This window comes from Pyxidicoccus sp. M6, assembly GCF_055568925.1.
In genome coordinates this window covers 12,142,518-12,166,849 of the sequence record NZ_CM145714.1, presented here as the reverse complement: position 1 = coordinate 12,166,849, position 24,332 = coordinate 12,142,518, and the positions used below count along the sequence as shown (strand labels likewise).

At 70.5% G+C, this 24,332-nt stretch carries 24 protein-coding genes; 14 read left to right on the top strand and 10 right to left on the bottom strand.

The window, feature by feature from the left end:
• Positions 1-46 precede the first annotated feature (46 nt).
• The 4 genes from ACVTJA_RS47950 to ACVTJA_RS47935 all read left to right on the top strand — a co-directional run bounded on the left by ACVTJA_RS47950 (position 47) and on the right by ACVTJA_RS47935 (position 3,721).
• Positions 47-781 carry an ABC transporter ATP-binding protein gene (locus ACVTJA_RS47950; RefSeq protein ID WP_465831018.1) on the top strand — a complete coding sequence of 245 codons (735 nt, stop codon included), beginning with the start codon at positions 47-49 and terminating at the stop codon, positions 779-781.
• Positions 778-1,950 (top strand): ABC transporter permease, encoded by a 1,173-nt coding sequence (locus ACVTJA_RS47945; protein WP_465831016.1) that lies wholly within the window; start codon positions 778-780, stop codon positions 1,948-1,950. Before ACVTJA_RS47950 ends, ACVTJA_RS47945 begins: the two co-directional genes overlap by 4 nt.
• A gap of 110 nt (positions 1,951-2,060) precedes the next feature.
• Complete coding sequence (locus ACVTJA_RS47940; protein WP_465831014.1) at positions 2,061-2,567, top strand: DUF2378 family protein; 507 nt, start codon at positions 2,061-2,063, stop codon at positions 2,565-2,567.
• 86 nt (positions 2,568-2,653) lie between these two features.
• Positions 2,654-3,721: a DUF2804 domain-containing protein gene (locus ACVTJA_RS47935; RefSeq protein WP_465831012.1), complete on the top strand. Its 1,068-nt coding sequence runs from the start codon at positions 2,654-2,656 to the stop codon at positions 3,719-3,721.
• Between the two features lie 10 nt (positions 3,722-3,731).
• Here the strand turns inward: ACVTJA_RS47935 and ACVTJA_RS47930 are convergent, their stop codons facing one another.
• From ACVTJA_RS47930 to ACVTJA_RS47910, 5 genes are all read right to left on the bottom strand, one after another.
• Positions 3,732-4,139, bottom strand: coding sequence for a hypothetical protein (locus ACVTJA_RS47930; protein ID WP_465831010.1), 408 nt, complete (start codon positions 4,137-4,139; stop codon positions 3,732-3,734).
• A 223-nt stretch (positions 4,140-4,362) separates the two neighbouring features.
• Complete coding sequence (locus ACVTJA_RS47925; RefSeq protein ID WP_465831009.1) at positions 4,363-5,766, bottom strand: hypothetical protein; 1,404 nt, start codon at positions 5,764-5,766, stop codon at positions 4,363-4,365.
• A gap of 151 nt (positions 5,767-5,917) precedes the next feature.
• Positions 5,918-7,282 (bottom strand): DUF6986 family protein, encoded by a 1,365-nt coding sequence (locus ACVTJA_RS47920; protein ID WP_465831008.1) that lies wholly within the window; start codon positions 7,280-7,282, stop codon positions 5,918-5,920.
• The gene (locus tag ACVTJA_RS47915) at positions 7,279-9,831 is read right to left on the bottom strand and encodes a M1 family metallopeptidase (protein WP_465831006.1); all 2,553 of its coding nucleotides are present in this window, start codon (positions 9,829-9,831) and stop codon (positions 7,279-7,281) included. Before ACVTJA_RS47915 ends, ACVTJA_RS47920 begins: the two co-directional genes overlap by 4 nt.
• Before the next feature lie 66 nt (positions 9,832-9,897).
• Positions 9,898-10,431: a hypothetical protein gene (locus ACVTJA_RS47910; protein WP_465831004.1), complete on the bottom strand. Its 534-nt coding sequence runs from the start codon at positions 10,429-10,431 to the stop codon at positions 9,898-9,900.
• Positions 10,432-10,794: 363 nt separating this feature from the next.
• On the opposite strand from ACVTJA_RS47910, the gene ACVTJA_RS47905 reads away from it, so the two are divergent.
• Positions 10,795-11,466: a CHAP domain-containing protein gene (locus tag ACVTJA_RS47905; protein WP_465831002.1), complete on the top strand. Its 672-nt coding sequence runs from the start codon at positions 10,795-10,797 to the stop codon at positions 11,464-11,466.
• Positions 11,467-11,477: 11 nt separating this feature from the next.
• Here the strand turns inward: ACVTJA_RS47905 and ACVTJA_RS47900 are convergent, their stop codons facing one another.
• A complete protein-coding gene (locus ACVTJA_RS47900) occupies positions 11,478-12,068 on the bottom strand; it encodes a TetR/AcrR family transcriptional regulator (protein WP_465831000.1) in 591 nt (196 codons plus the stop codon).
• 93 nt (positions 12,069-12,161) lie between these two features.
• Here ACVTJA_RS47900 and ACVTJA_RS47895 point away from each other — a divergent pair, with 93 nt between their 5' ends.
• The 4 genes from ACVTJA_RS47895 to ACVTJA_RS47880 all read left to right on the top strand — a co-directional run bounded on the left by ACVTJA_RS47895 (position 12,162) and on the right by ACVTJA_RS47880 (position 15,105).
• Positions 12,162-12,941, top strand: coding sequence for a crotonase/enoyl-CoA hydratase family protein (locus tag ACVTJA_RS47895; protein ID WP_465830998.1), 780 nt, complete (start codon positions 12,162-12,164; stop codon positions 12,939-12,941).
• 6 nt (positions 12,942-12,947) lie between these two features.
• Positions 12,948-13,838 carry an alpha/beta hydrolase family protein gene (locus ACVTJA_RS47890; protein WP_465830996.1) on the top strand — a complete coding sequence of 297 codons (891 nt, stop codon included), beginning with the start codon at positions 12,948-12,950 and terminating at the stop codon, positions 13,836-13,838.
• Between the two features lie 71 nt (positions 13,839-13,909).
• A complete protein-coding gene (mtgA, locus tag ACVTJA_RS47885; RefSeq protein ID WP_465830994.1) occupies positions 13,910-14,857 on the top strand; it encodes a monofunctional biosynthetic peptidoglycan transglycosylase in 948 nt (315 codons plus the stop codon).
• Positions 14,858-14,946: 89 nt separating this feature from the next.
• Positions 14,947-15,105, top strand: a complete 159-nt coding sequence (locus tag ACVTJA_RS47880; protein WP_465830993.1) for a hypothetical protein — start codon at positions 14,947-14,949, stop codon at positions 15,103-15,105.
• A gap of 7 nt (positions 15,106-15,112) precedes the next feature.
• On the opposite strand, the gene ACVTJA_RS47875 is transcribed toward ACVTJA_RS47880, so the two are convergent.
• Positions 15,113-16,408, bottom strand: coding sequence for an amino acid permease (locus tag ACVTJA_RS47875; protein ID WP_465830991.1), 1,296 nt, complete (start codon positions 16,406-16,408; stop codon positions 15,113-15,115).
• A 119-nt stretch (positions 16,409-16,527) separates the two neighbouring features.
• Between ACVTJA_RS47875 and ACVTJA_RS47870 the strand changes: the two genes are divergently transcribed.
• Positions 16,528-17,196 carry a hypothetical protein gene (locus tag ACVTJA_RS47870; RefSeq protein ID WP_465830989.1) on the top strand — a complete coding sequence of 223 codons (669 nt, stop codon included), beginning with the start codon at positions 16,528-16,530 and terminating at the stop codon, positions 17,194-17,196.
• Between the two features lie 4 nt (positions 17,197-17,200).
• Here ACVTJA_RS47870 and ACVTJA_RS47865 read toward each other — a convergent pair whose 3' ends face one another.
• Together ACVTJA_RS47865 and ACVTJA_RS47860 are read right to left on the bottom strand one after the other, a co-directional pair.
• The gene (locus ACVTJA_RS47865) at positions 17,201-17,788 is read right to left on the bottom strand and encodes a hypothetical protein (protein ID WP_465830987.1); all 588 of its coding nucleotides are present in this window, start codon (positions 17,786-17,788) and stop codon (positions 17,201-17,203) included.
• Entirely contained in the window at positions 17,785-18,486 is a 702-nt protein-coding gene (locus ACVTJA_RS47860; RefSeq protein WP_465830985.1) for a hypothetical protein, read from the bottom strand. Before ACVTJA_RS47860 ends, ACVTJA_RS47865 begins: the two co-directional genes overlap by 4 nt.
• A gap of 280 nt (positions 18,487-18,766) precedes the next feature.
• Between ACVTJA_RS47860 and ACVTJA_RS47855 the strand changes: the two genes are divergently transcribed.
• The 3 genes from ACVTJA_RS47855 to ACVTJA_RS47845 all read left to right on the top strand — a co-directional run bounded on the left by ACVTJA_RS47855 (position 18,767) and on the right by ACVTJA_RS47845 (position 22,621).
• Positions 18,767-19,306, top strand: a complete 540-nt coding sequence (locus tag ACVTJA_RS47855; RefSeq protein ID WP_465830983.1) for a MarR family winged helix-turn-helix transcriptional regulator — start codon at positions 18,767-18,769, stop codon at positions 19,304-19,306.
• Entirely contained in the window at positions 19,293-21,179 is a 1,887-nt protein-coding gene (locus ACVTJA_RS47850) for a chloride channel protein (RefSeq protein ID WP_465830981.1), read from the top strand. The genes ACVTJA_RS47855 and ACVTJA_RS47850 overlap by 14 nt, the downstream gene beginning before the upstream one ends.
• A 62-nt stretch (positions 21,180-21,241) precedes the next feature.
• Positions 21,242-22,621 (top strand): bifunctional lysylphosphatidylglycerol flippase/synthetase MprF, encoded by a 1,380-nt coding sequence (locus ACVTJA_RS47845; RefSeq protein WP_465830979.1) that lies wholly within the window; start codon positions 21,242-21,244, stop codon positions 22,619-22,621.
• Here the strand turns inward: ACVTJA_RS47845 and ACVTJA_RS47840 are convergent.
• The gene (locus tag ACVTJA_RS47840; protein WP_465830977.1) at positions 22,612-22,872 is read right to left on the bottom strand and encodes a DUF2171 domain-containing protein; all 261 of its coding nucleotides are present in this window, start codon (positions 22,870-22,872) and stop codon (positions 22,612-22,614) included. The two genes, ACVTJA_RS47845 and ACVTJA_RS47840, sit on opposite strands and share 10 nt — an antisense overlap.
• Before the next feature lie 142 nt (positions 22,873-23,014).
• Here ACVTJA_RS47840 and ACVTJA_RS47835 point away from each other — a divergent pair, with 142 nt between their 5' ends.
• Positions 23,015-24,328 (top strand): cytochrome-c peroxidase, encoded by a 1,314-nt coding sequence (locus tag ACVTJA_RS47835; protein WP_465830975.1) that lies wholly within the window; start codon positions 23,015-23,017, stop codon positions 24,326-24,328.
• Positions 24,329-24,332: the final 4 nt, after the last annotated feature.

Below are 24,332 nucleotides of genomic sequence, written 5' to 3'. Positions count from 1 at the left end.
GCGGGCCGGGCGGTGGCTCCGGGGCGTGGTATGTGAAGCCCCGCGCATGATTGAAGCCAGGAACTTGCACAAGCGCTTCGGCGCCGTGACGGCGGTGGAGGACGTGTCCTTCACCGCGCAGGACGGAGTGATTACCGGCCTGCTCGGCCCCAACGGCGCGGGCAAGACGACGACGCTTCGCATGCTCTACACGCTGGTGCGCCCGGACGGCGGCACCGCGCTGGTGGACGGCGTGGACGTGGTGCAACACCCCGAGGAGGCACGCCGCGCCCTCGGCGTGCTGCCCGACGCGCGCGGCCTCTACCCGCGCCTCACCGCCCGCGAGCACGCGCGCTACTACGGCGAGCTGCACGGCCTGTCCGGCGCCGCGCTCGAGAAGCGCGTGGACGAGCTCATCGAGCTGCTCGACATGAAGGACATCGCGGACCGGCGCGCCGAGGGCTTCAGTCAGGGCCAGCGCGTGAAGGTGGCGCTGGCGCGCGCGCTGGTGCACGGGCCACGCAACGTGCTCCTCGACGAGCCCACCAACGGGCTGGACGTCATGAGCACCCGCGCGGTGCGCACGCTGCTGCGGCGACTGAAGTCGGAAGGGCGGTGCGTGGTGTTCTCCAGCCACGTCATGCAGGAGGTGGCCGCGCTGTGCGACCGCATCGTCGTGGTGGCGCACGGCCGCGTGGTGGCGGACGGGACGCCGGATGAGTTGCGCGCCCGCACTGGCAAGGACAGCCTGGAGGAGGCCTTCGTGGCCACCATCGGCAGCGAGCAGGGGCTGATGCAATGAGGCGCCTCGCCGTCACCGTCTTCCGCAAGGAGTTGAAGGACCACCTGCGCGACAGGCGCTCGGTGCTCACCGCGGTGATGTTCCCGCTGCTGGGCCCCGCCGTGTTCATGGTGATGTTCAACCTGCTGGCCTCCTGGTACCGGCAGGACCGGCCGCTGGAGTTGCCGGTGGTGGGACGCGCGCACGCTCCCAGCCTGATGGCCTTCCTGGAGCGCTACGGCGCGAAGCTCACGGACGCGCCCGCGGACTACGAGGCGCGCATCCGCGCGGGCACGCTGGACGCGGTGCTCATCGTCTCCGAGGACTACGGGAAGGACTTCTCCGCCGGGCGCACCGCCCACGTGCAGCTCGTGCAGGACAGCTCGCGCCAGTCCGCGCGCCACTCCGTCCTGCGCGCGCAGCGGCTGTTGGAGGCCTACGCGGAGCTGCTCGGCAACCAACGCCTCTATGCGCGCGGCATCGCCCCGGAGCTGGCCATCCCCGTGCGGGTGGATGAGTTGGACCTGTCCACGCCCGAGCGCACCGCCGCCGGTGTCCTCAACATGGTGCCCCTCTTCCTGGTGCTGGCCGCCTTCGCGGGCGGCATGCAGTTGGCCAGCGACACCATGGCCGGTGAGCGCGAGCGCGGCTCGCTGGAGCCGCTGCTGCTCAACCCCGCTCCTCGCGGCGCGGTGGTGGCGGGCAAGTGGATGGCCACCGTGGCCATGGCGTGCGGCGCGGTGCTGCTGACGCTGGTGGCCTACCTGCTCGTGGTGCGGCGCGTGCCGCTGGAGGACTTGGGCGTGAAGGCCCGCTTCGACGCGCCCGCCGCCCTGGGCATGGCCGCGGCGGTGCTGCCGCTGACGCTGGCCGCGTCCTCGGTGCAGATGTGGGTGTCCACGTATGCGCGCTCCTTCAAGGAAGCGCAGACGTACCTGTCGCTCCTCATGGTGGTGCCCATGCTGCCGGGCATGGTGCTGGCGCTGTCTCCGCTGCAGACGAAGGCGTGGATGTTCGCGGTGCCGGTGCTGGGGCAGGAGCTGCTGGCGGGCGAGGTGATGCGAGGCGAGTCCTTGGGACCCCTTCCCTTCATCATCGCCGCGGCCTCGAGCCTCGCGGTGGCGGCGCTGGCGCTGCGCGTCACGTCGCGGCTGCTCACCCAGGAGCGCATCATCTTCGGCCGTGGCTGAGCGTGGGGGGCCAGGCGCGGGGCCTGCCTGCCCGCCTGCCGCCTCTTCCGTTTCATTCCAGACGGTGTGAGGCTGTGTCGCCAATGCCTTCCGAGCCGATGAGTCGGGCGATGATTTTCGAGAGCCTCTTCGTCAAGGGGCTCCGGGCGGACGGAGTGCTCGCGGACCTGCTGCGCGCCGAGGGCGTGGACGTGCGGGCGCTGAAGATGGAGTACCCCATCCGCGTGCTCAACCGCTGCGTGGACGCGGCGTGCGGGCACCTGTTCCCGGAAATGCCCATCGAGGACGCGCGGCGGCACCTGGGGCGCGTCTTCGTGCAGGGGTTCGGTCAGACGTTGCTGGGCCGGGTGGTGCTGGTGGCCCTGCCCATGCTCGGGCCGGTGCGTTACCTGAAGCGCTTCCCGGACCACCTGCGCATGGACAGCTCTCCCTTGCGCGTGACGCCGGTGCAGGTGGGTGAGCGCACCTTCCGCATGGAGTTCCGCAACGAGGTCCAGGTGACGCCGGACTTCATGTCGGGCGTCCTGCTGGAGGGGCTCAAGCTGGCGCGCACCGAGGCGACCATCGCCACCGAGCGCCACTCACCCATGAGTTTCGATCTACACATCACCTGGTAGCCCCCGGGGGCGGCAATGTCGGCGGCTGGCCCTTGTCCGACGACGCAGGATGACATCCGCGGGCGGTTGTCCTCAGATGGGGGGAGATGACGCCTGAGCGAGAAGCCTCCCTTCCCCCCGCACCGCCCTCCGTGGCCTCGGCGCGGGGTGAGCCCCGATTCGGCACATACCAGGGCGAGCTGCCCGAGGTGGACCTCCCCAAGCTGCAGGGACAGTGGTCCCCGACGCGCACCACGCGCCTGCTGAAGCGCAAGCGCTGGCACTACACCTTCGCGGCCACGCCGGAGGTCGCGGCCCTCTTCGCGGTGGTGGACCTGGGCTACACGGCGAGCGCCTTCGCGGTGGCGTTGGATTTGAAGGAGCGCCGGCCGCTGTGTGACGTGAGCTTCCTGGGCGCGCCCGGGCCCATGGTGGAGCTGGGCGACAAGCCCGGTGCGGGGCTCAACGCGTGCTTCCGGACGCTGGGCGGCAAGCTGGCGATACGGCGCGGTGAGGAGGACGAGCGCTACCGCGTGGAGGTGGACGTCAGCCGGCTTCGCACCGGGAGCCTCCAGTCCTTCCAGTGGGCGGGGGACTTGCTGGTGGCCGGTGGCCCGCCCGCGCTGACGGTGATTGCGCCAGTGGAGGGGGACGGGCTCGTCAACGTGACGATGAAGCGAAACGGCCTGCTGACCTTCGGCAGCCTGGAGGCGGGTGGGAAGCGCTTCCGGCTCGACGGCGGCGTGGGCGGAATGGACTACACGCAGGGCTACCTCGCGCGGCACACGGCGTGGCGCTGGGCCTTCGCGTCGGGGCGGCTGGCGGATGGGACACCGCTGGGCATCAACCTCGTGGAGGGCTTCAACGAGAGCAACGCCGAGGCGAACGAGAATGCATTCTGGCTCGGAGACCGGCTGTACCCGCTGGGCCGGGCGCGGTTCGAATACAACGCGAAGGACCTGATGGCGCCGTGGCGGCTGACGACGGTGGACGGCGCGGTGGACCTGCGCTTCCAGCCGTTCCACGTGCACCGTGAGGAGAAGAACCTGCGCCTCGTGGTGAGTCACTTCGCGCAGCCGGTGGGCTTCTTCGAGGGCACGGTGAAGGTGGGCGGGCGGACGCTCGAATTGTCCAACGTGCCCGGCGTCACGGAAGACCAGGACATGCTGTGGTGAGAGGGCGGCTTCAGGCCGGACGCATCATGCGCCGGCTCAGCCACACGGCGGCCAGCATCGCGGCGTAGATGGCGGCGTCCGCGAGGATGGCCAGCGTGATGTGGAGTGGGCTCTCGTACCACCTCCAGAATCCGATGCGCCAGGAATGCTCCGCAGCCCCATAGAGGAAGAAGAGGGACCCGACCTCGAACACCGCGAAGCGCAGCCAGCAGCGCCACGGGGCCTCCTTGAGCAGTAGCGCTGAGAGCAGGGCAACCAGGGCCGCGGGAAGAAGCATCATCGTCAGCCGGACGAACCAGAAGTCTCCCAGGGTTCCCTCGTACCACCCGTAGAAGGCCCAGAAGGCGGCGAAGCCTCCACCCGCGAGGCATGCCACGTCGAAGAAGACACCCGGTACGTGCTTCAGCCACTTGTTCAAAGGTCACCCCCAGGAATGAGGCGTGAACCTAGCGGTCGGGTTCGCTCACAGCATCAAACAAGCCGAGCGCTCATCGATAACTCATGGTTATCGATAGGACGGGCATCAGGGTGACATGGAGCGGCTCGGAGCTGGGGGCACTGCTCCAGCGGCGGCCCCATCGATAACCGTGAGTGCTTGATGTTGGGACGCACCGTCTCGCGTGCGGAAAGGCGCGAGGGCGTCAGGGCCCGGCCTGGAGGCGCTCGGAGGTGAGCCTGCCTTCGGGGCGGGAGACCTCCAGCCATTCGAGCTGTCCTTCGGCGTTCGCTCTGGCCCTCGCGGTGCGTGCGCCCGTGGTCAACGTGAGCGCGCGGGACCCGGCGCCCGGAGAGGTGTCCTTGCGCAGGAGGAGCTCCACCGGCGCGCTGGCGTCGTCGCCGGGGCGGTATACGTCGAGCACGATTTGTGGCCGCTTGCCTGTCAGCAGCCAGCGGCTCACGGCGAGGCGGATGTCTTCGTCGGTGGCGAGTCCCCGCTTCGACGTGAAGGTGCCTTTCAGCGCGCGTGTACCCTGTCGGCCCTCGTAGCGGTACGTGGTACCGGGGGCGGTGAGGCCCTCGGGGCCGGCGGGCTCGGTGGTGCGAGGCGCAGGCCCGAGCCGCGCGGCGGAGTCCTTGTCCGCCGTTGATGCGTTCTTCGAGCCGGCCTCGGCAGCCGCTGTCGGGCGAGACGTCGGCTCCTTCTCGCGCCGCAGAGTCACCTGCATGGCCAGGGTGCCGTCCTCCGCGCGGGCGTAGCGCAGTTCCCCGAGGTGCCCGAGTTCATCGGTCAGCGTGGTGGTGGTGACGTCCTCCGCGCGCAGTGTGCCGTCCGCGCGGGGGAGCAGCAGGCTGGTGGTGGACTCGGTGCGCGTGTAACCGGGAGCTTCGCTTCGCGACGCACGCCACTCGAAGCCGGCGAGCCTTCCCTCCAGCTTCAGCACGTGCAGTTCCTCGCTCCGTGCGGCAGGACGCGGGCGGCCCGGCACCTGGAGCGTGCGGGCCAGGTCCAGGGTGATGCGGCGGAACGTCTTCGCATAGCCGGGCTCGTCGTGCGCGCAGAGCAGCGGGAGCTCCGGGCTCGCGCTCACCATCAGCTTCATCTGCCCCGCGCCCGTGCCTCCCGGTGTCGTCGATTCGTAGTCCACACGGAGGAACAGCACCGGCGCTCCCGCGACCACGGAGACCTCCGTGGGCTCCATGCGCCGCACCGTCACTTCCGGGCCCTCGCGCACCGCCTTTGCCACCGCGAGCAGCGCGCCCGCCGCATCGAGCGGCCGCTCATAGACGAAGCATGCCAGCGCGGCCTCCGTGCCCAGCGGGATGTCGATGCGCGTGGAGCCTTCATTGCGCGCGAGCGTGGGCGGGGCGCTCGCCTCCACCTCGGCGGTGAAGATGCGCTCCGGTGAGTCCACGCGGTGCTTCGGCAGCGGTGACAGCTCACGCGCGAACGGGCCCGTGGGCTCGGGCTCCCGCGGTACGGTGGTGGGGGCTCCCTCCGCGGTGCCGCCCGCCCTCGTCCCAGTCTCTCCGGCTCCCGGCCGGGAGGTCCGTGACGGGCTCGCGCAGGCGGTGGTGAGGCACAACAGCAGGATGAGTCGCCGCATCGTTCAAGGCACCTGGGAAGGAGGAACGCGGGGGACGTGGACCAACCCCAGGGCCGGTCCAGTGACGTCTCGAGGGCCCCCTGTTCGGAAATGTCGGGGGTTCCGCGCGCGAAATGTCCCGACATTTCCGAACAGCACGCCCCGGACCCGCTCACCCGCCCGTGGCGCGTCCCCGGCGTGACTCGACGATGGTGCGGAAGGAGCGGCTCCTCAGCTCCTCCAGCGTGAGGCCCGCCGCGAGCACCTCGTCCTGATTCAGTGCTCCGCAGCCCAGCCCGCGCAGAAAGAAGTTGAGCAGCCCCTGTCCGGTGGCCGCGTCGTCGAACACATCGCCCACCAGCGTGGCCTGCGCCGCCTTCTCCAGGAACGCCTTCAGCCGGCGCGACGCCGCGTCCAGCCCCTCCAGGAAGAACGCATACACGGCCGCGTAGCGCACGGGGAGCTGCGCCGGGTGCAAATCCCAGCCCTGGTACCACGCGCGCTCCAGCGAGTGCCGGATGTGCCGGTACGAGAGCTGCCACACCCGATGCACCGCCTCCATGTTCTCCCGCCGGTGCGTGGGCAGCATCGCCTCCTCGCCCTGCGGCTTGTTCGGCGGCACCGGCATGACGTTGGTGGCCCCGTCCGCGAGCATGACGCCCGTGCCCGCGAGCGACACCTGCACCGCGTCCCGCAGGAAGTCACAGGCCGGGTGCAGCATGCTCTGCGCATGCGCGCTGACGCTGAGCGCGGCCGTGTAGTCGTACACGCCCAGGTGCACGCTGGTGCAGCGCCCCGCGCCCGCCGCCACCAGCCGGGGCAGGTGGAGCCGCCCCTCGGTGTCGAACAGGGCCTGCGGCGTCTCCACCATCAGCTCCATGCCCAGCGAGCCGGGCGTCAGCCCCTTCTCCGTCTCCAGCACCTCCAGGATGCGCGCCAGCGCCGACACCTGCTCCGGCAGAGACACCTTCGGCAGCGTGACGACGAAGGACGGAGGCAGCTTCCCGCCCGTGTGCTCCAGCAGCGTGGTGAGGAACAAATCCAACGTGCGCGAGGCCCGGTCGAACAGCTCCTCCGTGAAGGACTTCACCCGGATGCCGATGAAGGGCGGCAGCGAGCCCGCCTCCAGTCCGCGAGCCAGCTCCGTCGCGGAGGAGATGGCATGTCCGTCCTCCTCCACGTCGGAGCGGTGGCCATACCCGTCCTCGAAGTCGATGCGCAAATCCTCCACCGGCTCGCGCTCGAGCTTGTCCACCACGCGCCCGTAGACGCGCTGGGCGAAGCGGCCGCGCTGGGGCAGCCCCAGGCTGTGGGCCAGCTCGGCCGCGTCCGGGGCGTACTCCTTCAGCGCGGCGAGCGCGAGGTCCCCCAGCTTCCGCGCCGTATTCGCGCGGAAGAGGTGCGCGCCTCCGTACACCACGTGCACGGGCTGCCGGCGAGGTGACTCGCCGGGGTAGCTCCGCGCGAAGGCGGTGTTGGCCCTGCGCAGGGCCTCGCGGGCGCCGGAGATGCTGGCGGGCGTCAGGGTCGTCTTCACGGCTGCTTCTTCAGCCAGGCGGAGACCTCGGCGGCGCAGCGCTCACGCAGGGCCACGTCCTGGGACAGCCGCTCCAGCGTCTGCGCCGTGGCCTGCTGCGCCTCGGGCACGGGGTTAGCCTGCAAGAGCGCCTTCATCTGCTCCAGGTGCTCGCGCGTGCGGAGCATGCCCAGGGCCTCGACGATGCGGCGCAGCAGCATGGGCGCGCTGCCCGTGCGGGCAGTCACGTCCTTCCACCGCTTCTGCATCTGCGCCCACCACGCCTCGCGGCCGGTGCGGTTGCCCAAGAGGCCCGCCACGAAGCTCGCCACGTCCTGCGTCTTCACCGTGTCCGTGAAGAGCAGCCCCTGCGCGCGCTCGGCCAGCGCCTTGTCCTCGAAGCCGGTGAGGGCCATGAGGTAGCGGCGCTGCGTGGCCGGGTCCGGCTCCTTGGGCATCCGCTGGAGGAACGTCTCGAACAGCTCCGCGTCCCCGGCGCGCGCCACCATGGCCACCGCCACGTCCAGCAGGTTGGGCTCCAGCGCGTCCTTCTCGCCCTTGAGCATGCGGGCCACGCGCGGGCGTGCCTCGGCCAGCGCCTCCGGGCTGCGTGCCAGGCCGCCCACCGCGCGCACCAGCGCCGCGCGCCGCAGCTTCACCCGGTCCGACTCGCCGGCGGCCGCCTGCCAGCCCATCTTCTTCAGGCCCGGGCCGAGCAGCCGCTCCACCCAGCGGCGGAAGCGCTCCTGCTCCTCGCCATCCACCAGCCGGCTCTCCACGTAGCCCAACCGGCCCACCAGCTCGTCCAGGACGGAGTCGTCCTCCTCGTCGCCGAAGCGGCCGGCCAAATCGAGCAGGTCGGCAATCGACGCCTGCCCGGAGCGCACCAGCGCCCACTGGTCCGCCAGCAGGGAGATGCGCTCGGAGGGAGCCAGCGCCTTCACGTTGGCGGCCAGCCTCTCCAGCGCGGGCTTGTCATACGCCACGCGGTAGAAGCCGGTGGAGCCCGCGTTGGCGGTGAGCCACTTCACGTCGCCCGAGCCCTCCAGCTTCACCGCGGCCTGCGGCTCCCGTAGCAGCACGCGCTGCTCGTGCACGCCCGAGGCGTCCTCGAAGCGCAGCACCATGGGCACCGGCCACTTCTCGTCGCTCTTCACGCCGGGCTCCGAGTAGAAGCGCCGCTGCGACAGGTGCAGCGTGCGCCCGTCCAGCTTCGCCGTCACCAGCGGGAAGCCGCTCTGGCCCACCCACGCCGTGGCCAGCTCCTCCACCGGCTGCTTCGCGGCCTCGCCCAGCGCGTTCCATAGGTCTTCCTTCACCGCGTTGGCGCGCGCGTGCTTGCGCATGTACTGGCGGATGCCCTCGCGGAAGGGGCCCTCGCCGAGGAAGCCCTCAATCATCCGCAGCACCGCGCCGCCCTTCTCGTACGTAATCGCGTCGAAGCTCTCACCGGCCTCGCTCGCGTTGCGCACCTCGCCGTGGATGGGGTGCGTGGACTTGAGCGCGTCCAGGTGCAGCGCGCTGGCCCGGTGCGCGTCGAAGTCCAGCCACATGCGCCACTCGGGGCGCCACTGGTCCACAATCTTGAAGGCCATCCACGTGGCGAACGCCTCGTTCAGCCACAGGTCGTCCCACCACACCATGGTGACCCAGTTGCCGAACCACTGGTGCGCCAGCTCGTGTGTCACCACCTCCGCCACGCGCTTCTGCACGGACAGGGGCGCGGTGGCCGGGTCCAGCAGCAGCGCCACCTCGCGGTAGGTAATCAGGCCCGCGTTCTCCATGGCCCCGGCCTCGAAGTCCGGGATGCCCACCTGGTCCACCTTGGTGAAGGCATACGGCAGGCCGAAGTACTCCTGGAGGCGGGGCAGCACGTTGAGCGCCACGTCCTGGCCGAAGCGCGTCAGGTGCCCCTTCTCCGGCAACGACCAGGTGCGAACCGGCACGCCCTGCACCTTCTCTTCAGGAGTCCCCACCAGCGGGCCGACGACGAGGGCGATGAGGTAGCTGCTCAGCACCTCTGTCTCCTGGAACGTCACCTTGCGCAGGTTGCCGTCCTTCTCGTCCTTCACCACCGGGCCGTTGCCCAGCACGGTGAGCCCCTCGGGCGCGCGCACGGAGATGGCCCATTTCGCCTTGAAGGCCGGCTCGTCGAAGCAGGGGAAGAGGCGGCGTGCGTCGGCGGCCTCGAACTGCGTGGCCGCCACCTTGCCCGCCTGATAGAGGCCGCGCAGGCCTTCGGTGAAGCGGCCCGTCCACGCCACGTCCAGCGTCGCGGGGCCCTTGGGCAGCGGCGTGTCGAAGCGCAGCACCACGGTCTCGCTCTGCGCCATGGGCTGGAGGGAGGACGGCTTGCGCTGCTCGCCGCCCGCGCGGAACGTCACCTCACCGAGCTGCAGGGCGATGGCGTGGAGGATGATTTCCTTCGCCGGCTCGGCCAGCTCCAGCTCGATGGTCTGCTGTCCGGAGAAGGCCCGCGCGTCCAGGTCCAACGTGACGGTGGCCACGTGGCGACAGGGACGGATGGTGTTCGGCAGGCGGAAGTTCTTGTCTTCGGTCGGATGCGCCATAGGGAGGGGGAATGTAGCGTCCGGGCCGCGTCGTGCCCTGACTTATGTGGCGTTTGTTGTCCGCCGTCACACCCTTGAGGGGCGGGGGCGGCGGGGTGATGAGGTGGGCGCTCGTGGGACGAGCTGGTGGAAGAGGCTGGACTCGCGCTTGAAGAAGCCCTCCGTGTGGAAGGAGTGGGGCAGCTCCAGGAGCATGAAGTCCAGGTGATGACACAGCTCGTGGAGGAAGGTGCGTAGGTACGTGCGGAAGGCGACCACGCGCCCGTGCTTCGCCGTCCGCATCCACACCTGGACGTGGGGGCGCCGGCCCGGCGTCTGCGTATAGAGGCCGTGCAGCTCGCCCGTTTCCGAGGAGGGCCGCACCTCCAGCACCTCCACCGTCACGGGGGCCACGCCGAGCCGCTCGCAGAGCGCGTCACCCAGCCGCGCGGTGGCGCGCTCCAGGGCGGCGCGCTCGCCCGAGGCCAGGGCCTGGCGCAGCGCCTCGACGTGGGGCGCCAGCGTGCGGGGCTCGCGCAGGCGCAGCTCGGCGATGCCGTCGCTCATCCGGTAGACGCGCTGCTGGGCCGTGGAGAGGTTGTCGTAGTAGGCGAAGCTCACGAAGGTCTGACTCCAACGGCCTGAAGCTAGGGACGCCCCGTGTCAGGGGCACCCGTGCGGGCGGGTCCCGGTGCCGCCCACCCGGTGGGTACGGCAGGCAGTGAAGCGGCAACGGGCAAACGCTCCCCCGCACCGCCGCCCTTCCTAGCACCCGGCCGGGCGCGTGAGTCCTTTTCGCGTGCGCGGCGTGACGCCGCCGTGGGCTCCGGCGGGGACGGAGGTTTCCACCTTGGGTCGCCCCAAGGTCCCGTGTGGGAAATCAATTCCTCACAGGCGTCGCACCGGCGTCCCACGCAGGTGTCCACGGGTGGACGAGCCAGCGGCCGGGCGGGTGCGGCATGCGCGTTGCTCTGGCGCGCGGGTATGCATCGTGGAGTGTGGGTGGGGGCGGTGTTGGGGATGCTGCTGTGGGGCGGCGAAGCGCGGGCCGCTCGCGGGAGCACGGCGAAGCGTCAGACGTCCGTCTCGCTGTCGGAGCGGGCCGTGTGGCGCGCGAAATCGTGGGTGGGGTTGAGCACGCTGCGGACAGTGAGCACGACGGTGAACGACGACTGCTCGGGCTTCACGCAGCTCGCGTACCGCAAGCCCGGGCTCAGTCTGATGCCGGAGCGGACCCTGCCTGGGGAGAATGGCGTGAAGGCCATCTATCGGAAGGCCTCGGGGCTGGGCACGCTGCGCGAGACGCCCCGGCCCGGGGACATGGTGTTCTTCCGGGACACGCATGACCGGAACAAGAACGGGCGGCTCGACGATGGGCTCACGCACATCGGCATCGTCGAGCGCATCGGTCCGGACGGCACGGTGACGTTCGTGCACAAGGCCGGAGGCGGGGTGAAGCGCGGCAAGTTCAACCTGGCCCGTCCCGACGCGCGGAAGGACGAGAGCGGCCGCGTCCTCAATGACTGGATTCGCCGCCGTGACAAGCGCAACCGCGGATATCTCGCGGGAGAGTTGGTGGCGGGCTTCGCGTCCGTGGACGAGCGCTGGGTGGCGCCGCTGGTGACGCCAAGGGTGGCTTCGGCGAAGCGGCGGTAAGCGCGGCCGCGTCAGCGCTCGACGCGACGCCCGGTTCGTTTGTTCGGGCCCTTCGCTTTCACCTGGAGGCTGTCGGTGATGAGTCGGAGTGTCGACTCCAGGACCTCGGTTGCGGCCGCGTCATCCGGCAGCGCACGGGCCAGGGTGACGGCTCCGATGGCCGCGGCGATGACTCCCAGGGCCTCGTCGCGGCTACCCAGCTTCTCGGCAAGCGCCGCGGCGACGTCGGAGAAGCCGGCCTCGAACGCCCGCTGAACCTTCTCGTCACCCCGAGCGATGTCCGAAGTGATTGCGGGCAGCGCGCAGCCCGCCGCGGGGGCTCGTGCGTGTGCGAGGCTCAGGTACCGCGCGAGCACCTGCTCGAGCGTCGCGTTCGCGGAGAGAAAGCGACGTGCGCTCGCTCCGAGCTCCTCGCGGAGAATCGCGCACAGGAACTCCTGCTTGGATTCGAAGTGCGAGTACAGCGCGGCGCCGGACAGTCCGACTCCGCGAGCGATGCCGTCGACGCCGGCCCCTTGAACGCCGCGCTCCTTGATGTGGCGTCCGCCCTCGGTGACGAGGCGCTGCCGGACCTCCCCCGCGTGCTCCTTCGAGTACCTCATGGTCGCAACCTTGACATCGAGCAGGGCGAATGGCAAACGCTCGTTAAGTTAACGACCGTTTGGTAAAGGGCCGGAGGACCCGGCAGGTGCCCCATGAGCTCGCTCGTGACAGAAGAGACCGAAGGATTCGTGCGGAAGATTGGCCTGAACCGCCCTGAGAAGCGGAACGCCATGAACATCGCGCTCATCGAGCAGCTTTCAGCGGCGATTGCGCGCGCCGACGCTGACGATGCCGTCCGAGCCAGCGTGCTGTTCGCGCATGGCTCGATGTTCACGGCGGGCCTCGACCTCATGGATGTGTTTCCCCGGCTCGGTGAAGCAGAGAGCCTGTTCAGCTCGGCGGGGATGGACCCCTGGGCGACGCACGGCCCCGCGCGGACGAAGCCGCTCGTCGTCGCGGTCCATGGCAAGTGCCTCACGCTCGGCATCGAGTTGATGCTCGCGGGCGACATCACCGTTGCCTCCGAGGACGCGACCTTCGAGCAGATTGAAATCGACCGCGGCATCTTTCCGTTCGGCGGCGGCACGGCCCGCTGGGTCCAGACCGCTGGCTGGGGCAACGCGATGCAGTACCTGCTCACGGGCGACGCGCTGGATGCACGCGAGGCTCACCGGCTGGGACTCGTTCAGCGCGTCGTCGCGCGGGACGCACTGATGGCCACGGCGATGAGCCTCGCGAATCGGATTGCGTCGAAGGCTCCCCTCGCCATCAAGGCCACGCTGGAGAGCGCGAGGACCGCTGTTCTCGAGGGAGAGCGCGCCGCGGCTGCGAAGCTGCTGCCAGCCATCCAGCGGCTCGCGGGGACCGAGGATGCCCAGGAGGCGCTCATGGCCTTCATGGAGCGACGGGCCGCGACGTTTCGGGGCCGGTGAGCAGCGGTGACCGGCCCCGTTCATGGCGAACCCACCACGCTGCGCGCGTCGGATGGCTATTCGCTCGGCGCAACCCGATATGCCTCGAACGCTCCGCTTCGGGGGCGCATCCTCGTCGCGGGCGCGACGGGCGTTCCGCAGACGTTCTACGCGCACTTCGCGACGCACGCGGCGAGCCGCGGGTTCGAGACCGTGACGTTCGACTATCGCGGGATTGGACGTTCGAAGCCCGGCTCGCTCGTGGGTTTCAAGGCGTCGTTCCTCGACTGGGCGCGCCTCGACCTGGCCGCCGCGGTGGACTCGATGGCGGATGACGGCATCCCGCTGTTCATCGCCGCGCACTCGTTTGGCGGCCATGCGCTGGGGCTCATTCCGAATCACCACCGCGTGGCTGGATGTCAGGTGTTCGCGGCGGGAGCCGGGTGGCACGGCTGGATGGCGCCCCTCGAGCGCGTCCGGGTCCTGCTGCTCTGGAACGCCATCCTTCCTCCCCTCGTTCGCTGGAAGGGCTATCTGCCGTGGAGTGTCATCGGCATGGGGGAGGACCTGCCGCTGGACGTGTATCGCCAGTGGCGACGATGGTGTCGCTTCCCGCGCTACTTCCTCGACGACCCGGAGGTCCCCGAGCTGCGTGAGCAATGCGCGCGGGTTCGGGTGCCGATGGTGGCCGTCAACGCGTTGGACGACGCGTGGGCGCCGCCGAGCTCCCGGGATGCGTTCCTCTCGAACGCCTATCCGAATGCGCCCATCGAGCGCGTCGACCTCGAGCCCGGCGAGCTCGGGGCGATTGGGCACGTGGGCTACTTCCGGAAGAGCGCCCGTCCGCTCTGGGACCGCGCACTGGCATGGTTCGCTGAACAACCCGGAGCGCTCCAGCCTGCCTGCCCGCCTGCTTGATGGCGCTCGGTGGCTGCGCAGACGAGGTGCCCCGGTGACGTGAGGTCCGGGAGGCGCTATGCACGGGCCCGATGTCGTCATCGGATGGTCAGCCCGCTCCAGACCCCGTGGAGCCCGCGCACTCGCCCCCGGCACCCGCCGCGCCCGAGCCGGGCAATGCTTCCTCGTCGCCTGTCAGTGCGGTGACGCCGCCGTCTGGCGCCGCCGCGCCGACGGGGCGGAAGTCCCTGCGCCGCAAGGTCCTGCTGGTGCTCGCCGCGCTGTTCGTCGTCTTCGCCGTGTACGAGTACGTCACGCTGCCGGACGCCGCGCCGCTGGAGAAGGAGAACCCGAAGACGACGGCGCTCATCGAGAAGCGCGCGGAGGAGGCGCGGGAGGCGGGGAAGAAGCCCCGCCGCCGCCAGCAGTGGGTGCCGCTGAATGCCATCTCCAAGCACGCCGTGGCCGCGGTGCTCATCTCCGAGGACGCGGCCTTCTACGTCCACGAAGGCGTGGACACCATCGAGATGCGCAAGGCGCTGGAGGAGGCCTGGGAGAAGAAGCACCTCGGCCGGGGCGCGTCCACCATCACCCAGCAGCTCGCGAAGAATCTCTGGCTGTCCACGGACCGCAGCCTGCTGCGCAAGGCGAAGGAGTTGGTGCTGACGCGCAGGCTGGAGGACGCGCTCACCAAGAAGCGCATCCTCACGCTGTACCTCAACGTCGCCGAGTGGGGGCAGGGCGTCTACGGAATCGAGGCCGGCGCGCGAGAGCACTTCGGCGTGTCCGCGTCGCAGCTCACCGTGGCGCAGGGGGCCATCATGGCCGCCATGCTGCCGGCGCCTCGCAAGCGCTCACCGTCCTCCGGCTCTCGCGCGCTGTGGAAGCGCGCGCACTGGATTGTGGACCAGCTGGAGTCGGTGAATCGCATCAGCGCCGGGCAGGCCGCGGAGGCGCGCTCGGACATCGACCGGCTGCTGGGTCGTGGCAAGCCGGCGGCGGACAGCGCCGCCGACGAGGACGACACCGACGAGGGGTGAGACGCGCCTTGCCTGACGCTTCAGGGAGGGTTCGGGTGGGCGGTACGCGGCGGTACCGCCTCGCCGGTGCCGGGGAGGCGCCCCTGCGATTGGCCTATCGCGCCGGACGGGGCGGGAATCTCGCGGCCCTGGGAAGGTTCGCCCGAAGCCTCCTGCGAATCGCGACGCACGACTTCGAGGAGGCGCTGCGGCTGGGGGACGTGGTCGTCAGCGGTCCACGACGCGAGCTCTGGACCGCGCCCGAGTGAGTCGGAGCTACGCCGCCTTCGGGCCGGCGAAGCGCTGGTAGGCGAGCGCGCAGATGGAGACGGCCACCACCCAGGCGATGAGCGTCCCCACGAAGAAGAACACCGCCGTGCACACCACCAGCGACAGGATGGCCGCGCGGGCCATCGGCCCCTTCAGCAGCTTCACGGCGGCGGCCATGGACAGCACGTAGGTCGCCAGGAAGGACGACGTGGAGAACGGCAGCAGGTCCGCGATGCGCAGCCGGCCCAGCCACGTCACGGACAGCGCCACCAGCACCACGGTGAGCAGCGCCGCGAGCGCCCGGTGCGGCGTGCCCGACGCGGAGGTGACGCCGAGCCACGCGGGAAGCTGGCGCCGCTCGCCCAGCGCGAAGACGAGGCGGCTGGTGCCCGCCACGTACGCATTCACCGGGATGAACGACAGCAGCAGTCCGGCGATGCCCACCACGCGCGAGGCGCTCGGCCCGAAGACCTTCGCCGCCAGCAGCACGAGCGGCGTCTGCGCGTGCGTGTCCCCGTGTCCAATCGCGCCGATGGTGACGATGGCCAGCGGCAGGTAGACGAGCGCGACGATGCCCACCGCGAGCAGGCTCGCCCGCCAGATGTCTCGCGGGTCCTTGAACTCGCGGGCCAGCGGCGTAATCGCCTCCCAGCCGACGAAGGCCCAGAAGAGCTGCACCGCCGCGAGCCCCACGGCGACGGGCCCCTTCGAGAAGAACGGCGTGAAGGCCCGGGGCTCCACCTCCGGCATCGCGCATCCGACAATCAGCCCCAGCCCGAGGACAATCACCGCGAGCGTCACGAGCTGCGCCGTCGCGCTGACGCGCAGGCCCACGAAGTTGAGCGCGTATGCGGTGACGACCATCGCTGCTCCGAAGGCGAAGGCCATGTCCTGTCCGCCGCCGAGCACACTCGCGCCGTACTCACCGGCGATGAGCACCACCACGGAAGTCCCCATGGGCACCTGCGCCAGGAAGAGCCAGCCCGCGACGGCGCCCCAGTGTGGGCCGAAGGCGCGCTCAATCGCATCCGAGAACCCGGCCGCGTCCGCCCGCTGCCGCGACAGCGCCGCGTACGTGAGCGCCAGCGGCACCGACAGCAGCACCAGCCCCAGCCACGCCAGCACCGACGCCGGGCCCGCCGTCTCCGCCGCGATGGCCGGCAGCACCAGCACCCCGGACCCGAGCACCGAGCCGACGTAGAGCGACACGCCCTGCCACAACCCCAGTGTTCGTCGCAGCGTCGGGGCTTCTGTCTGGGTGGCGGGAGGAATGTGGCTGACGGACGCGGTGGTGGACGACATGGTGTCCTCTCTTTCCCGCGCACGTATCGTCCAGGGAAGTGGTCGGAGCAATGGCCACTCCACGGCGGGACGATATGACCACTTCCCCCGACCCCGGGACGGAGGGCTAGCATGCGGCCATGCGCCTTCACTCCCGTGCGCTGCTGCTGTGCCTCTCCGTACTACTCCCGGTGCTGCCCGCCGCCGCGGCGCCCGCGTCACCGTCCTCCGAGCCGGTGGTGGCCATCCTCCCGTTGGGCAAGGTGAGCCAGGACGTGCTGGACAGGGTGGCCAGCGAAATCCAGGCGCGGCTGCGCGTGCAGGTGCGCTTCGAGACGCCCCGCAAGCTGCCGAAGGCAGCCTGGTACGCGCCCCGCAAGCGCTGGCGCGCGGAGAAGCTGCTCGAGGCCATCGACGCCGCCCCGCCGCCGGGCGCGTGGAAGGTGGTGGCCGTCACCGAGGAGGAAATCTCCACCACGAAGGGCGACATCCCCGACTGGGGCATCGCCGGGCTGGGCAACATGGGCGGCCTGTCCTGCGTGCTGTCCACGCACATCTACCGGAAGCACAGCAAGACGAGGGCAGTGCTGCTGCGGCGTGTGGGGGACGTGGCCATCCACGAGTTCGGCCACACGCTGGGCTTCGACCACTGCGAGACGGACGGCTGCGTCATGTCGGACGCGAAGGGCAAGGCCATCTCCTCCGCGGACCACAGCACCGGCCACTACTGCGCGAAGTGCCTCGGCCAGTTGTCGCCGGAGGTCCGGGCGTGGATGAAGGAAGAGAGCGCCACGCCCGGCCCCCACTGACGCGCTACAGCCCGCCCACTTCCAGCGCGCCGCCCAACCCGGGGAAGGGCTTGGTGATGAGCGCCGTGAAGATGACGTCCTCGAGCCGGATGTTCACCGGCAGCACCGGCGTGCCGAGGCCGCTGCGCACCACCGTGTTGCTGACGATGAACCAGACGCGCCGCTTGCCGATGGCGTCCTTCAGCGCGGGGTTGTCGATGCGCACCTCGGTGCGTGAGTTGGGCGCGAAGTCGCGCACGGGGAGGATTTCCGCCGCGGTGGCGTAGTAGGCGGGCCGGTTGAGGTCCGTGTACGTCTTCGGCTTGTCCGGCGTGGCGGTGCCGGTGAAGGACAGCCGCGCGGACGTGCGCAGCGTCAGCGTGGGTGATGGGTTCACCACCGCGAGGGTGGCGGCCACCTCCTCCACGGTGATGTCCAGGTCCTGGGTGTTGACAGTCTCCTCCGGCAGGTCGAGCGCCACCTCGGCGTAGACGGGCTCGAGGATGGAGGTGACGGGCACCGTCGTGTCGAAGGGCTCCGTCTGGACGGAGATTTCCGCCGAGCACGCGGACAGCACGAGGAGGCACGAAGCGAAGAAGGCGCGGGTCATCATCGGAAGGTCCAGGAGAGGTCGAGGACGGGAAGCACGGGGAGGCTCTCGCCGGGGAGGGCCGGGTCGCTCATGTCCACGTAGGCGGCGCCGAGCCCGAAGCCCAGGCCGTCACCGCCGTAGCGGATGCCGGCCGCCGCGCGGAAGGCGGAGCCTCCCTTCACGCGCACACCGGCCTCGGCCACCACGCTCCAGTGGCCGGCGAAGTTGACCCCGGCTCCACCGGTGAAGGACAGGTAGTCGGTGGTGTAGTGGCCGTAGCGCGCCTCGCCCTGGAGTTGGAGCGGCCCGAGCGCGAGGCCGTAGACGCCGTAGAACGACGGGCCGGAGAGCTCCGGCTCGAAGCTCTTGATGGCGGGCGCGTTGGACGTCACGGCGTCCGAGTAGACCGACTTGCCGATGAACTCGGTGTAGCGCGCGCCCACCACGAAGCGGTGCGGGCCCGCGGCCAGCGCCCAGCGCAGGCCCAGGTTGGGGGCCAGCAGCGCGTCCGCGTATAGCGACGTGTCTACGGCGAGCCCCGCGAAGAGCGGAATGGCGGTGCGCTGGAGTCCGAGGACGGGAGCGTCGATGACCTCCGCCGCGTCCGTCGTCATCAGGCGCGCGGTGTTGGTGCGCACGCCTCCAGGCTCGGCGTCGGCGAAGGCGATGAAGGGGGAGAACAGGGTGGCCAGTGCGCAGGCCAGACGTGTGGATGTCAAACCACGTGCTCCTGAGGAGAAGGGCGTGTCTCTTGTTGCGGGAAGACGGCGCGAGTGGCTCGCCGGCGTGTGATTTTGTCGACGGACCGGCGACGTATTCCAAGTGGTCGCGGATGACCTTGCGCTCCGCTGCTCGGTGCCTGTGTACGCGTCCGGCGCATCCGCACATCCATGAGTCCGGGTGATTCACGCTGGAAGTCCGGGTGCCTGCCTGCCCGGCGGGCGTGATGCGTTTCGATTGCGAGCGAAACACCCGGCGCGTACCTTCGGCGCAAGTTACATGGGCTCCCATACAAATCACGGCGCGGGCGTGGAGCAGGGCGAGGTGCGGGAAGTGATGGACGGCATCCGTCGCCTCGTGCGGCTCTTGCGCGTCTCCGCCCGGGCCTCCGAGCGGCTGGTGGGCATCAGCGGCGCGCAGCTCTTCGTGCTGCAGCGGCTGGCGGAGGCCGGGCCCTGCTCCATCAACACCCTGGCGGAAGCCACCCTCACACACCAGAGCAGCGTGTCGGTGGTGGTGACGCGCCTCATCGAGCGGGGGCTCGTCACGCGCCGGCCCTCACCGGAGGACGGCCGCAAGGTGGAGGTGTCGCTGGCTCCGGCCGGCCGGGCGGTGCTGCGCGAGGCCCCGCCCATGGCGCAGGCGCAGCTCATCGCCGGCCTGCGGAAGCTGAAGCCCGAGGTGCGCGAGGGATTGGCGCGCGGACTGTCCGCGCTGGTGTCGGAGCTGGGGCTGGATGGTGAATCGCCGCCGCTCTTCTTCGAGGAAGAATCGAAGCCGCCCAGGCGGCGCAAGGAGAAGGTGAATGGAGCGGCCTGAAGTAGAACGCGTCGAAGAAGGCCTGGGCACCGGCCCGGAGGCGCGGGAGAAGTTGCCGGTGGCCCCGTCGATGGGCCCCACGCTCGCGGGCGTGCGCGCGCCGCGCGCCGTGGAGCCGGTGGACCGGCGCGTGGTCTTCATCAGCGGCATCTCCGTGGTCATCGCCATCGCGGCCGGGCTGGTGGCGCAGGTGTTGGGCTCGCTCATCCACTTCTTCACCAACGTGGCCTTCTTCGGCCGCTTCACCACGGCACCGGTGTCTCCCGCGGACAACACGCTGGGGCCGTGGGTCATTGTGGTGCCGGTGGTGGGCGCCATCATCGTCGGCCTCATGGCGCGCTATGGCTCGCGGGCCATTCGCGGGCACGGCATCCCCGAGGCGATGGAGCAGGTGCTCTACAACCAGAGCCGGATTCCGCCGCGCATGACGTTCCTCAAGCCGCTGTCGGCGGCGGTGGCCATCGGCACCGGCGGCCCGTTCGGCGCGGAGGGCCCCATCATCGCCACGGGCGGCGCGCTGGGCTCGCTGGTGGGGCAGTTGCTCCACGTCACGGCGGACGAGCGCAAGGCGCTCCTGGCCGCGGGCGCGGCGTCGGGCATGGCGGCGACGTTCGGCGCGCCGGTGTCCGCGGTGCTGCTCGCGGTGGAGTTGCTGCTGTTCGAGTACCGGCCGCGCTCCGTCATCCCCGTGGCGCTGGCCACCGCCACCGCGACGGGTGTGCGCCTGGCCTTCGTGGGCGGCGCGCCCGCCTTCGCCATGCCGGACCTCATGCCTCCGACGGACGCCGCGCTGGCCTTCTACGTCGTGCTGGGCGCGGTGGTGGGCGTGGCCTCCATGCTGGCCACTCGCGCGGTGTATGCGATTGAGGACGCCTTCGAGAAGCTGCCGCTGCACTGGATGTGGTGGCCGGCGCTGGGCGGCGTGGTGGTGGGCGTGGTCGGCTTCCTCTCGCCGCGCACGCTGGGCGTGGGCTACACCAACATCGAGGACATCCTCTCCGGCCGCTTCGTGGGCACGGCGATGCTGATGTTCTGCGCGATGAAGTTCATCTCGTGGTCGGTGGCGCTGGGCAGCGGCACCTCGGGCGGCACGCTGGCGCCGCTCTTCACCCTGGGCGGTGGACTGGGCTCCGGGCTGGGGTTGCTGGCGACGTACGTGGCGCCGGGCCTCGGCGTGGACGTGCGCATGGCGGCGCTGGTGGGCATGGCGGCCATCTTCGCGGGCGCGTCGCGCGCGCTGCTGGCCTCGGTGGTGTTCGCCTTCGAGACGACGCGCCAGCCCATGGGCCTGCTGCCGCTGCTGGGCGGCTGCGCGGCGGCGTACCTCGTGTCCGCGCTGCTGATGCGCCACTCCATCATGACGGAGAAGCTGGCCCGACGTGGCGGGCGCGTGCTCATGGAGTACGGCGTGGACGCGCTGGGACAGGCGCTGGTGCGCGACGTGGGCCTGCGTCCCGTCGTGACGCTGGAGGCGGACCGCCCTCTGGACGAGGTGCGCGCCTGGCTCGCCTCTGGTGCACAGGGCACCACGCACCAGGGCTTCCCGGTGGTGGCGGGTGGTGCGCTCGTCGGAGTCGTCACCCGCCGCGACTTGCTGGACGGACGCGAGGCCACGGGCCGGCGTGTGCGTGAGTTGCTGATGCGTCCTCCGGCGGTGGCGTACGCGGACAGCTCGTTGCGCGAGGCGGCGGACCTGATGGTGGAGGAGGGCGTGGGCCGGCTGCCGGTGGTGCACCGTGATGCGCCCACGCGCGTGGTGGGCATCATCACCCGAAGCGACTTGCTCGGGGCCAACCGTCGCAGGCTGGAAGACTCGCGGCGGATGGAGCGCGGCGTGGGCGGCCCGCGGCGGACGGGACCGCAGCCGGCATGAAGTCGAGCGGGACAGAAGGCGAGCGGACCGGGAGCCCCGAGGCGGACCGGTCCGCGGCCGGCATGAAGCCAACGGACGAGGACGCCGCTGCCGAGCGCATGCGCGTGCTGGAACTGCTGCGCCAGCACGGCTGGAACGCCACGTCCTTCCAGGTGCTCCAGCCGGGCTTCCGCTACTGGTTCGACCCGGTGGGCGATGCATGCGTGGCCTACGTGGACACGGGCGGCGCGTGGGTGGCCGCGGGCGGGCCCATCGCCTCGCCGGAGCGCCTGCCCGCCGTCACGGCCGACTTCCAGGAGGCCGCGCGCGCGGCGGGCCGGCGCGTGTGCTTCTTCGCCACCGAGCCTCGCTTCACGCAGTTGGTGCCGATGCAGGCCCTGCCCGTGGGCGAGCAGCCCGTATGGGACCCGACGCATTGGGACGAAGTCGTGCGAGGCAGCCGCAACCTCCGCGAGCAGCTGCGCCGCGCCCGCAAGCACGGCGTGACGGTGCGGGAAGTCCCCGCGCCCGTGCTGGAGGACCCGGCCCACCCCACGCGCCGCGCGCTGGACGCGCTCAAGGCGCGGTGGCTGGCGTCGCGTCGCATGGCTCCCATGGGCTTCCTCGTGCAGCTCCGCCCCTACGCCTTCGCCCGCGAGCGCCGTGCCTTCGCCGCCGAGGTGGACGGAAGGCTGGTGGGCTTCCTCGCGGTGTCGCCCGTGTACGCACGCGAGGGCTGGTTCCTTCAAGACTTGCTGCGAGACCCGGACGCGCCCAACGGCATGGCGGAGACGCTGGTGGACGCGGCCATGCGCGCGGCGGCGGCGGAAGGGCGGCGCTACGTGACGCTGGGCCTCGCGCCGCTCGCCGGGCCCGTGCGTCCCTGGCTCCGACTGGCGCGCGTCTGTGGCCGGCCGCTGTTCGACTTCGAGGGCCTGCGCGCCTTCAAGGCCAAGTTCCGCCCTGACGAATGGGTGCCCATCCACGTGGCCTACCCGCGGCGCAACGGCGGGCTCGCCGCCGTGTACGACTCACTGCGAGCCTTCGCGCGGGGCAGCCTGCTGCGCTTCGGCGTGGCCACGGTGCTGCGGCGTCCGCGCCTGCTGGTGCACGTGCTGGCGCTGTTGCTGGTGCCGTGGACGGCGCTGCTGGCGCTGCCCGCCACCGAGCGCTGGTTCCCCTCGCTGTCGGTGCAGTGGGGCTGGGTGCTGTTCGACGTGGGCCTGGCCGTCGGCCTCTTCTCGCTGGTGCGCCGCTGGCGGGACAGCCTGGCCACCGCGCTGGGAATGCTCACCGCGTCGGACGCGTGTCTCACCTTCGTGCAGGCCGCGACGTTCAATGTCGCGCGGGCGCGCGGCCCGGTGGACTGGGCCGTCATCATCGCCGCGGTGCTCGCTCCGGCGACGGCCTCCGCGCTGCTCTTCGTGTCGCGGGACCTGCGCCTGCCCGGACGTCAGGGCTGAGCGGCGCTCGCTTCCTCATTCTCGACGGGGACGTCCACGCCATGGCCGGGGTGGAGGAACACCTCGCCGTGCTCCACGCGGTCCACCGCGTGGAAGCGCACCATGAACTCGCGCCGCGCCGGCCAGCCCTGCTCCAACTCGAAGTGCGTGTCTCCCACGTGCACCACCGTGCCGAGCCTCCGTCCTTGCAGGTCCTTCGCCGTCATTCCCTCGCGCAGCTCTCCCGGGTCGACCATGAGCGCCTCCTGCATGGCCAACCCTCCAGTGCCCGACACTCGTTCCCGGGGCGGCTGGACGCAAGCCCTGGGACGGTGGTGATTTCGCGGGAGACTCGTTCCGGCCTCTCACCGTGAACTTCTCGCGGTGCGCACCTGGCTGGTAGGGAGGCACTGAATGCGAACGCCGCCTGGCGTTGCCCTGTCGCTCATCGCCCTCCTGTACGCCCTGAACGGGCATGCGGAGCCCCCCCCGAAGCAAGCCGCCCCACCTCCGGCCGACCTGCCGCCGGGTGTGTCGCCCGCCCTGTGGAAGCTGAGCGTCCCCGCGGATGCCGCGCCCACGCCGGAGAAGGTGGCCCTGGGCGAGAAGCTCTTCAATGACAAGCGCCTGTCGGTGGACGACTCCACGTCGTGCGCCACCTGCCATGACGAGAAGCTCGGCTTCGCCGACGGCAAGCCGGTGTCCGAGGGCGTGAAGGCGCAGAAGGTGACGCGCAACAGCCCCACCATCCTCAACGCCATGTTCAATGCCTCGCAGTTCTGGGACGGCCGCGCGGCCACGCTGGAGGACCAGGCGAAGCTGCCCATCCTCAATCCCCGCGAGATGGGCCAGCCCAACGCGGAGGCCGTGGTGGCCAAGGTGAAGGCCATCCCCGAGTACCAGGCGGAGTTCCGCAAGGTCTTCAACCGCGACGTCAACTACGACGACCTGGCGGCGGCCATCGGCGCCTTCGAGCGCACGCTCTTCTCCGGCAACGCGAAGTTCGACCGCTTCATCCACGGTGAGACGAAGGCCTTCAGCGACGCCGAGCGCCGCGGCTGGGCGCTCTTCAACGGCAAGGGCCGCTGCAACACCTGCCACGCGGGCAACGCCGTCAACCCGCTGTTCAGCGACCAGAAGTTCCACAACATCGGCATCGCCGCGCACAAGCAGGACTTCGTGAAGCTGGCGCGCGAGGGGCTCAAGGTCGTCCGCACCGGCGACGAGAAGCAGATTGACGAGCTGGCGCTGCAGACGAACTTCTCCGAGCTGGGCCGCTTCCTGGTGACGAAGCAGGAGAACGACGTGGGCGCCTTCAAGACGCCCACGCTGCGCAACATCGGCATCACCGGCCCGTACATGCACGACGGCTCGCTGACCACGCTGTGGGACGTGATGGACCACTACAACAAGGGCGGCGTGCCCAATCCCTACCTCGACGGGGGGATGCAGCGGCTGGGGCTGACGGAGTCTGAAATCGACGACCTGGTGGCCTTCCTCTTCACGCTCACCGACGAGAAGTTCGCGTCGCAGAACACGAAGCGGCTGGCCGAGCAGCGCGCGCGGAAGAGCCAGCGGCCCGAGCGGGACACCGCCGTGGCCATGGGGAAGAAGGGGAACCTGGGTGACCTGGCGCCCAACCCGGACCTGAACCAGAAGAACCCCGCGGAGCTCGGTGTGTATGGCACCGAGGTGTCCGTGAAGCCCGCTTCGACGAAGAAGCCCTGAGGAG

Bases quoted from the DNA above. Each gene is read 5' to 3' on its own strand.
- ACVTJA_RS47905 (WP_465831002.1), top strand. From the start codon at position 10,795: ATGCATCGTGGAGTGTGGGTGGGGGCGGTGTTGGGGATGCTGCTGTGG.
- mtgA (WP_465830994.1), top strand. From the start codon at position 13,910: ATGTCGTCATCGGATGGTCAGCCCGCTCCAGACCCCGTGGAGCCCGCG.
- ACVTJA_RS47945 (WP_465831016.1), top strand. From the start codon at position 778: ATGAGGCGCCTCGCCGTCACCGTCTTCCGCAAGGAGTTGAAGGACCAC.
- ACVTJA_RS47935 (WP_465831012.1), top strand. From the start codon at position 2,654: ATGACGCCTGAGCGAGAAGCCTCCCTTCCCCCCGCACCGCCCTCCGTG.
- ACVTJA_RS47865 (WP_465830987.1), bottom strand. From the start codon at position 17,788: ATGATGACCCGCGCCTTCTTCGCTTCGTGCCTCCTCGTGCTGTCCGCG.
- ACVTJA_RS47835 (WP_465830975.1), top strand. From the start codon at position 23,015: ATGCGAACGCCGCCTGGCGTTGCCCTGTCGCTCATCGCCCTCCTGTAC.
- ACVTJA_RS47900 (WP_465831000.1), bottom strand. From the start codon at position 12,068: ATGAGGTACTCGAAGGAGCACGCGGGGGAGGTCCGGCAGCGCCTCGTC.
- ACVTJA_RS47925 (WP_465831009.1), bottom strand. From the start codon at position 5,766: ATGCGGCGACTCATCCTGCTGTTGTGCCTCACCACCGCCTGCGCGAGC.
- ACVTJA_RS47855 (WP_465830983.1), top strand. From the start codon at position 18,767: ATGGGCTCCCATACAAATCACGGCGCGGGCGTGGAGCAGGGCGAGGTG.
- ACVTJA_RS47875 (WP_465830991.1), bottom strand. From the start codon at position 16,408: ATGTCGTCCACCACCGCGTCCGTCAGCCACATTCCTCCCGCCACCCAG.
- ACVTJA_RS47940 (WP_465831014.1), top strand. From the start codon at position 2,061: ATGATTTTCGAGAGCCTCTTCGTCAAGGGGCTCCGGGCGGACGGAGTG.
- ACVTJA_RS47845 (WP_465830979.1), top strand. From the start codon at position 21,242: ATGAAGCCAACGGACGAGGACGCCGCTGCCGAGCGCATGCGCGTGCTG.
- ACVTJA_RS47850 (WP_465830981.1), top strand. From the start codon at position 19,293: ATGGAGCGGCCTGAAGTAGAACGCGTCGAAGAAGGCCTGGGCACCGGC.
- ACVTJA_RS47840 (WP_465830977.1), bottom strand. From the start codon at position 22,872: ATGCAGGAGGCGCTCATGGTCGACCCGGGAGAGCTGCGCGAGGGAATG.
- ACVTJA_RS47895 (WP_465830998.1), top strand. From the start codon at position 12,162: ATGAGCTCGCTCGTGACAGAAGAGACCGAAGGATTCGTGCGGAAGATT.
- ACVTJA_RS47950 (WP_465831018.1), top strand. From the start codon at position 47: ATGATTGAAGCCAGGAACTTGCACAAGCGCTTCGGCGCCGTGACGGCG.
- ACVTJA_RS47915 (WP_465831006.1), bottom strand. From the start codon at position 9,831: ATGGCGCATCCGACCGAAGACAAGAACTTCCGCCTGCCGAACACCATC.
- ACVTJA_RS47870 (WP_465830989.1), top strand. From the start codon at position 16,528: ATGCGCCTTCACTCCCGTGCGCTGCTGCTGTGCCTCTCCGTACTACTC.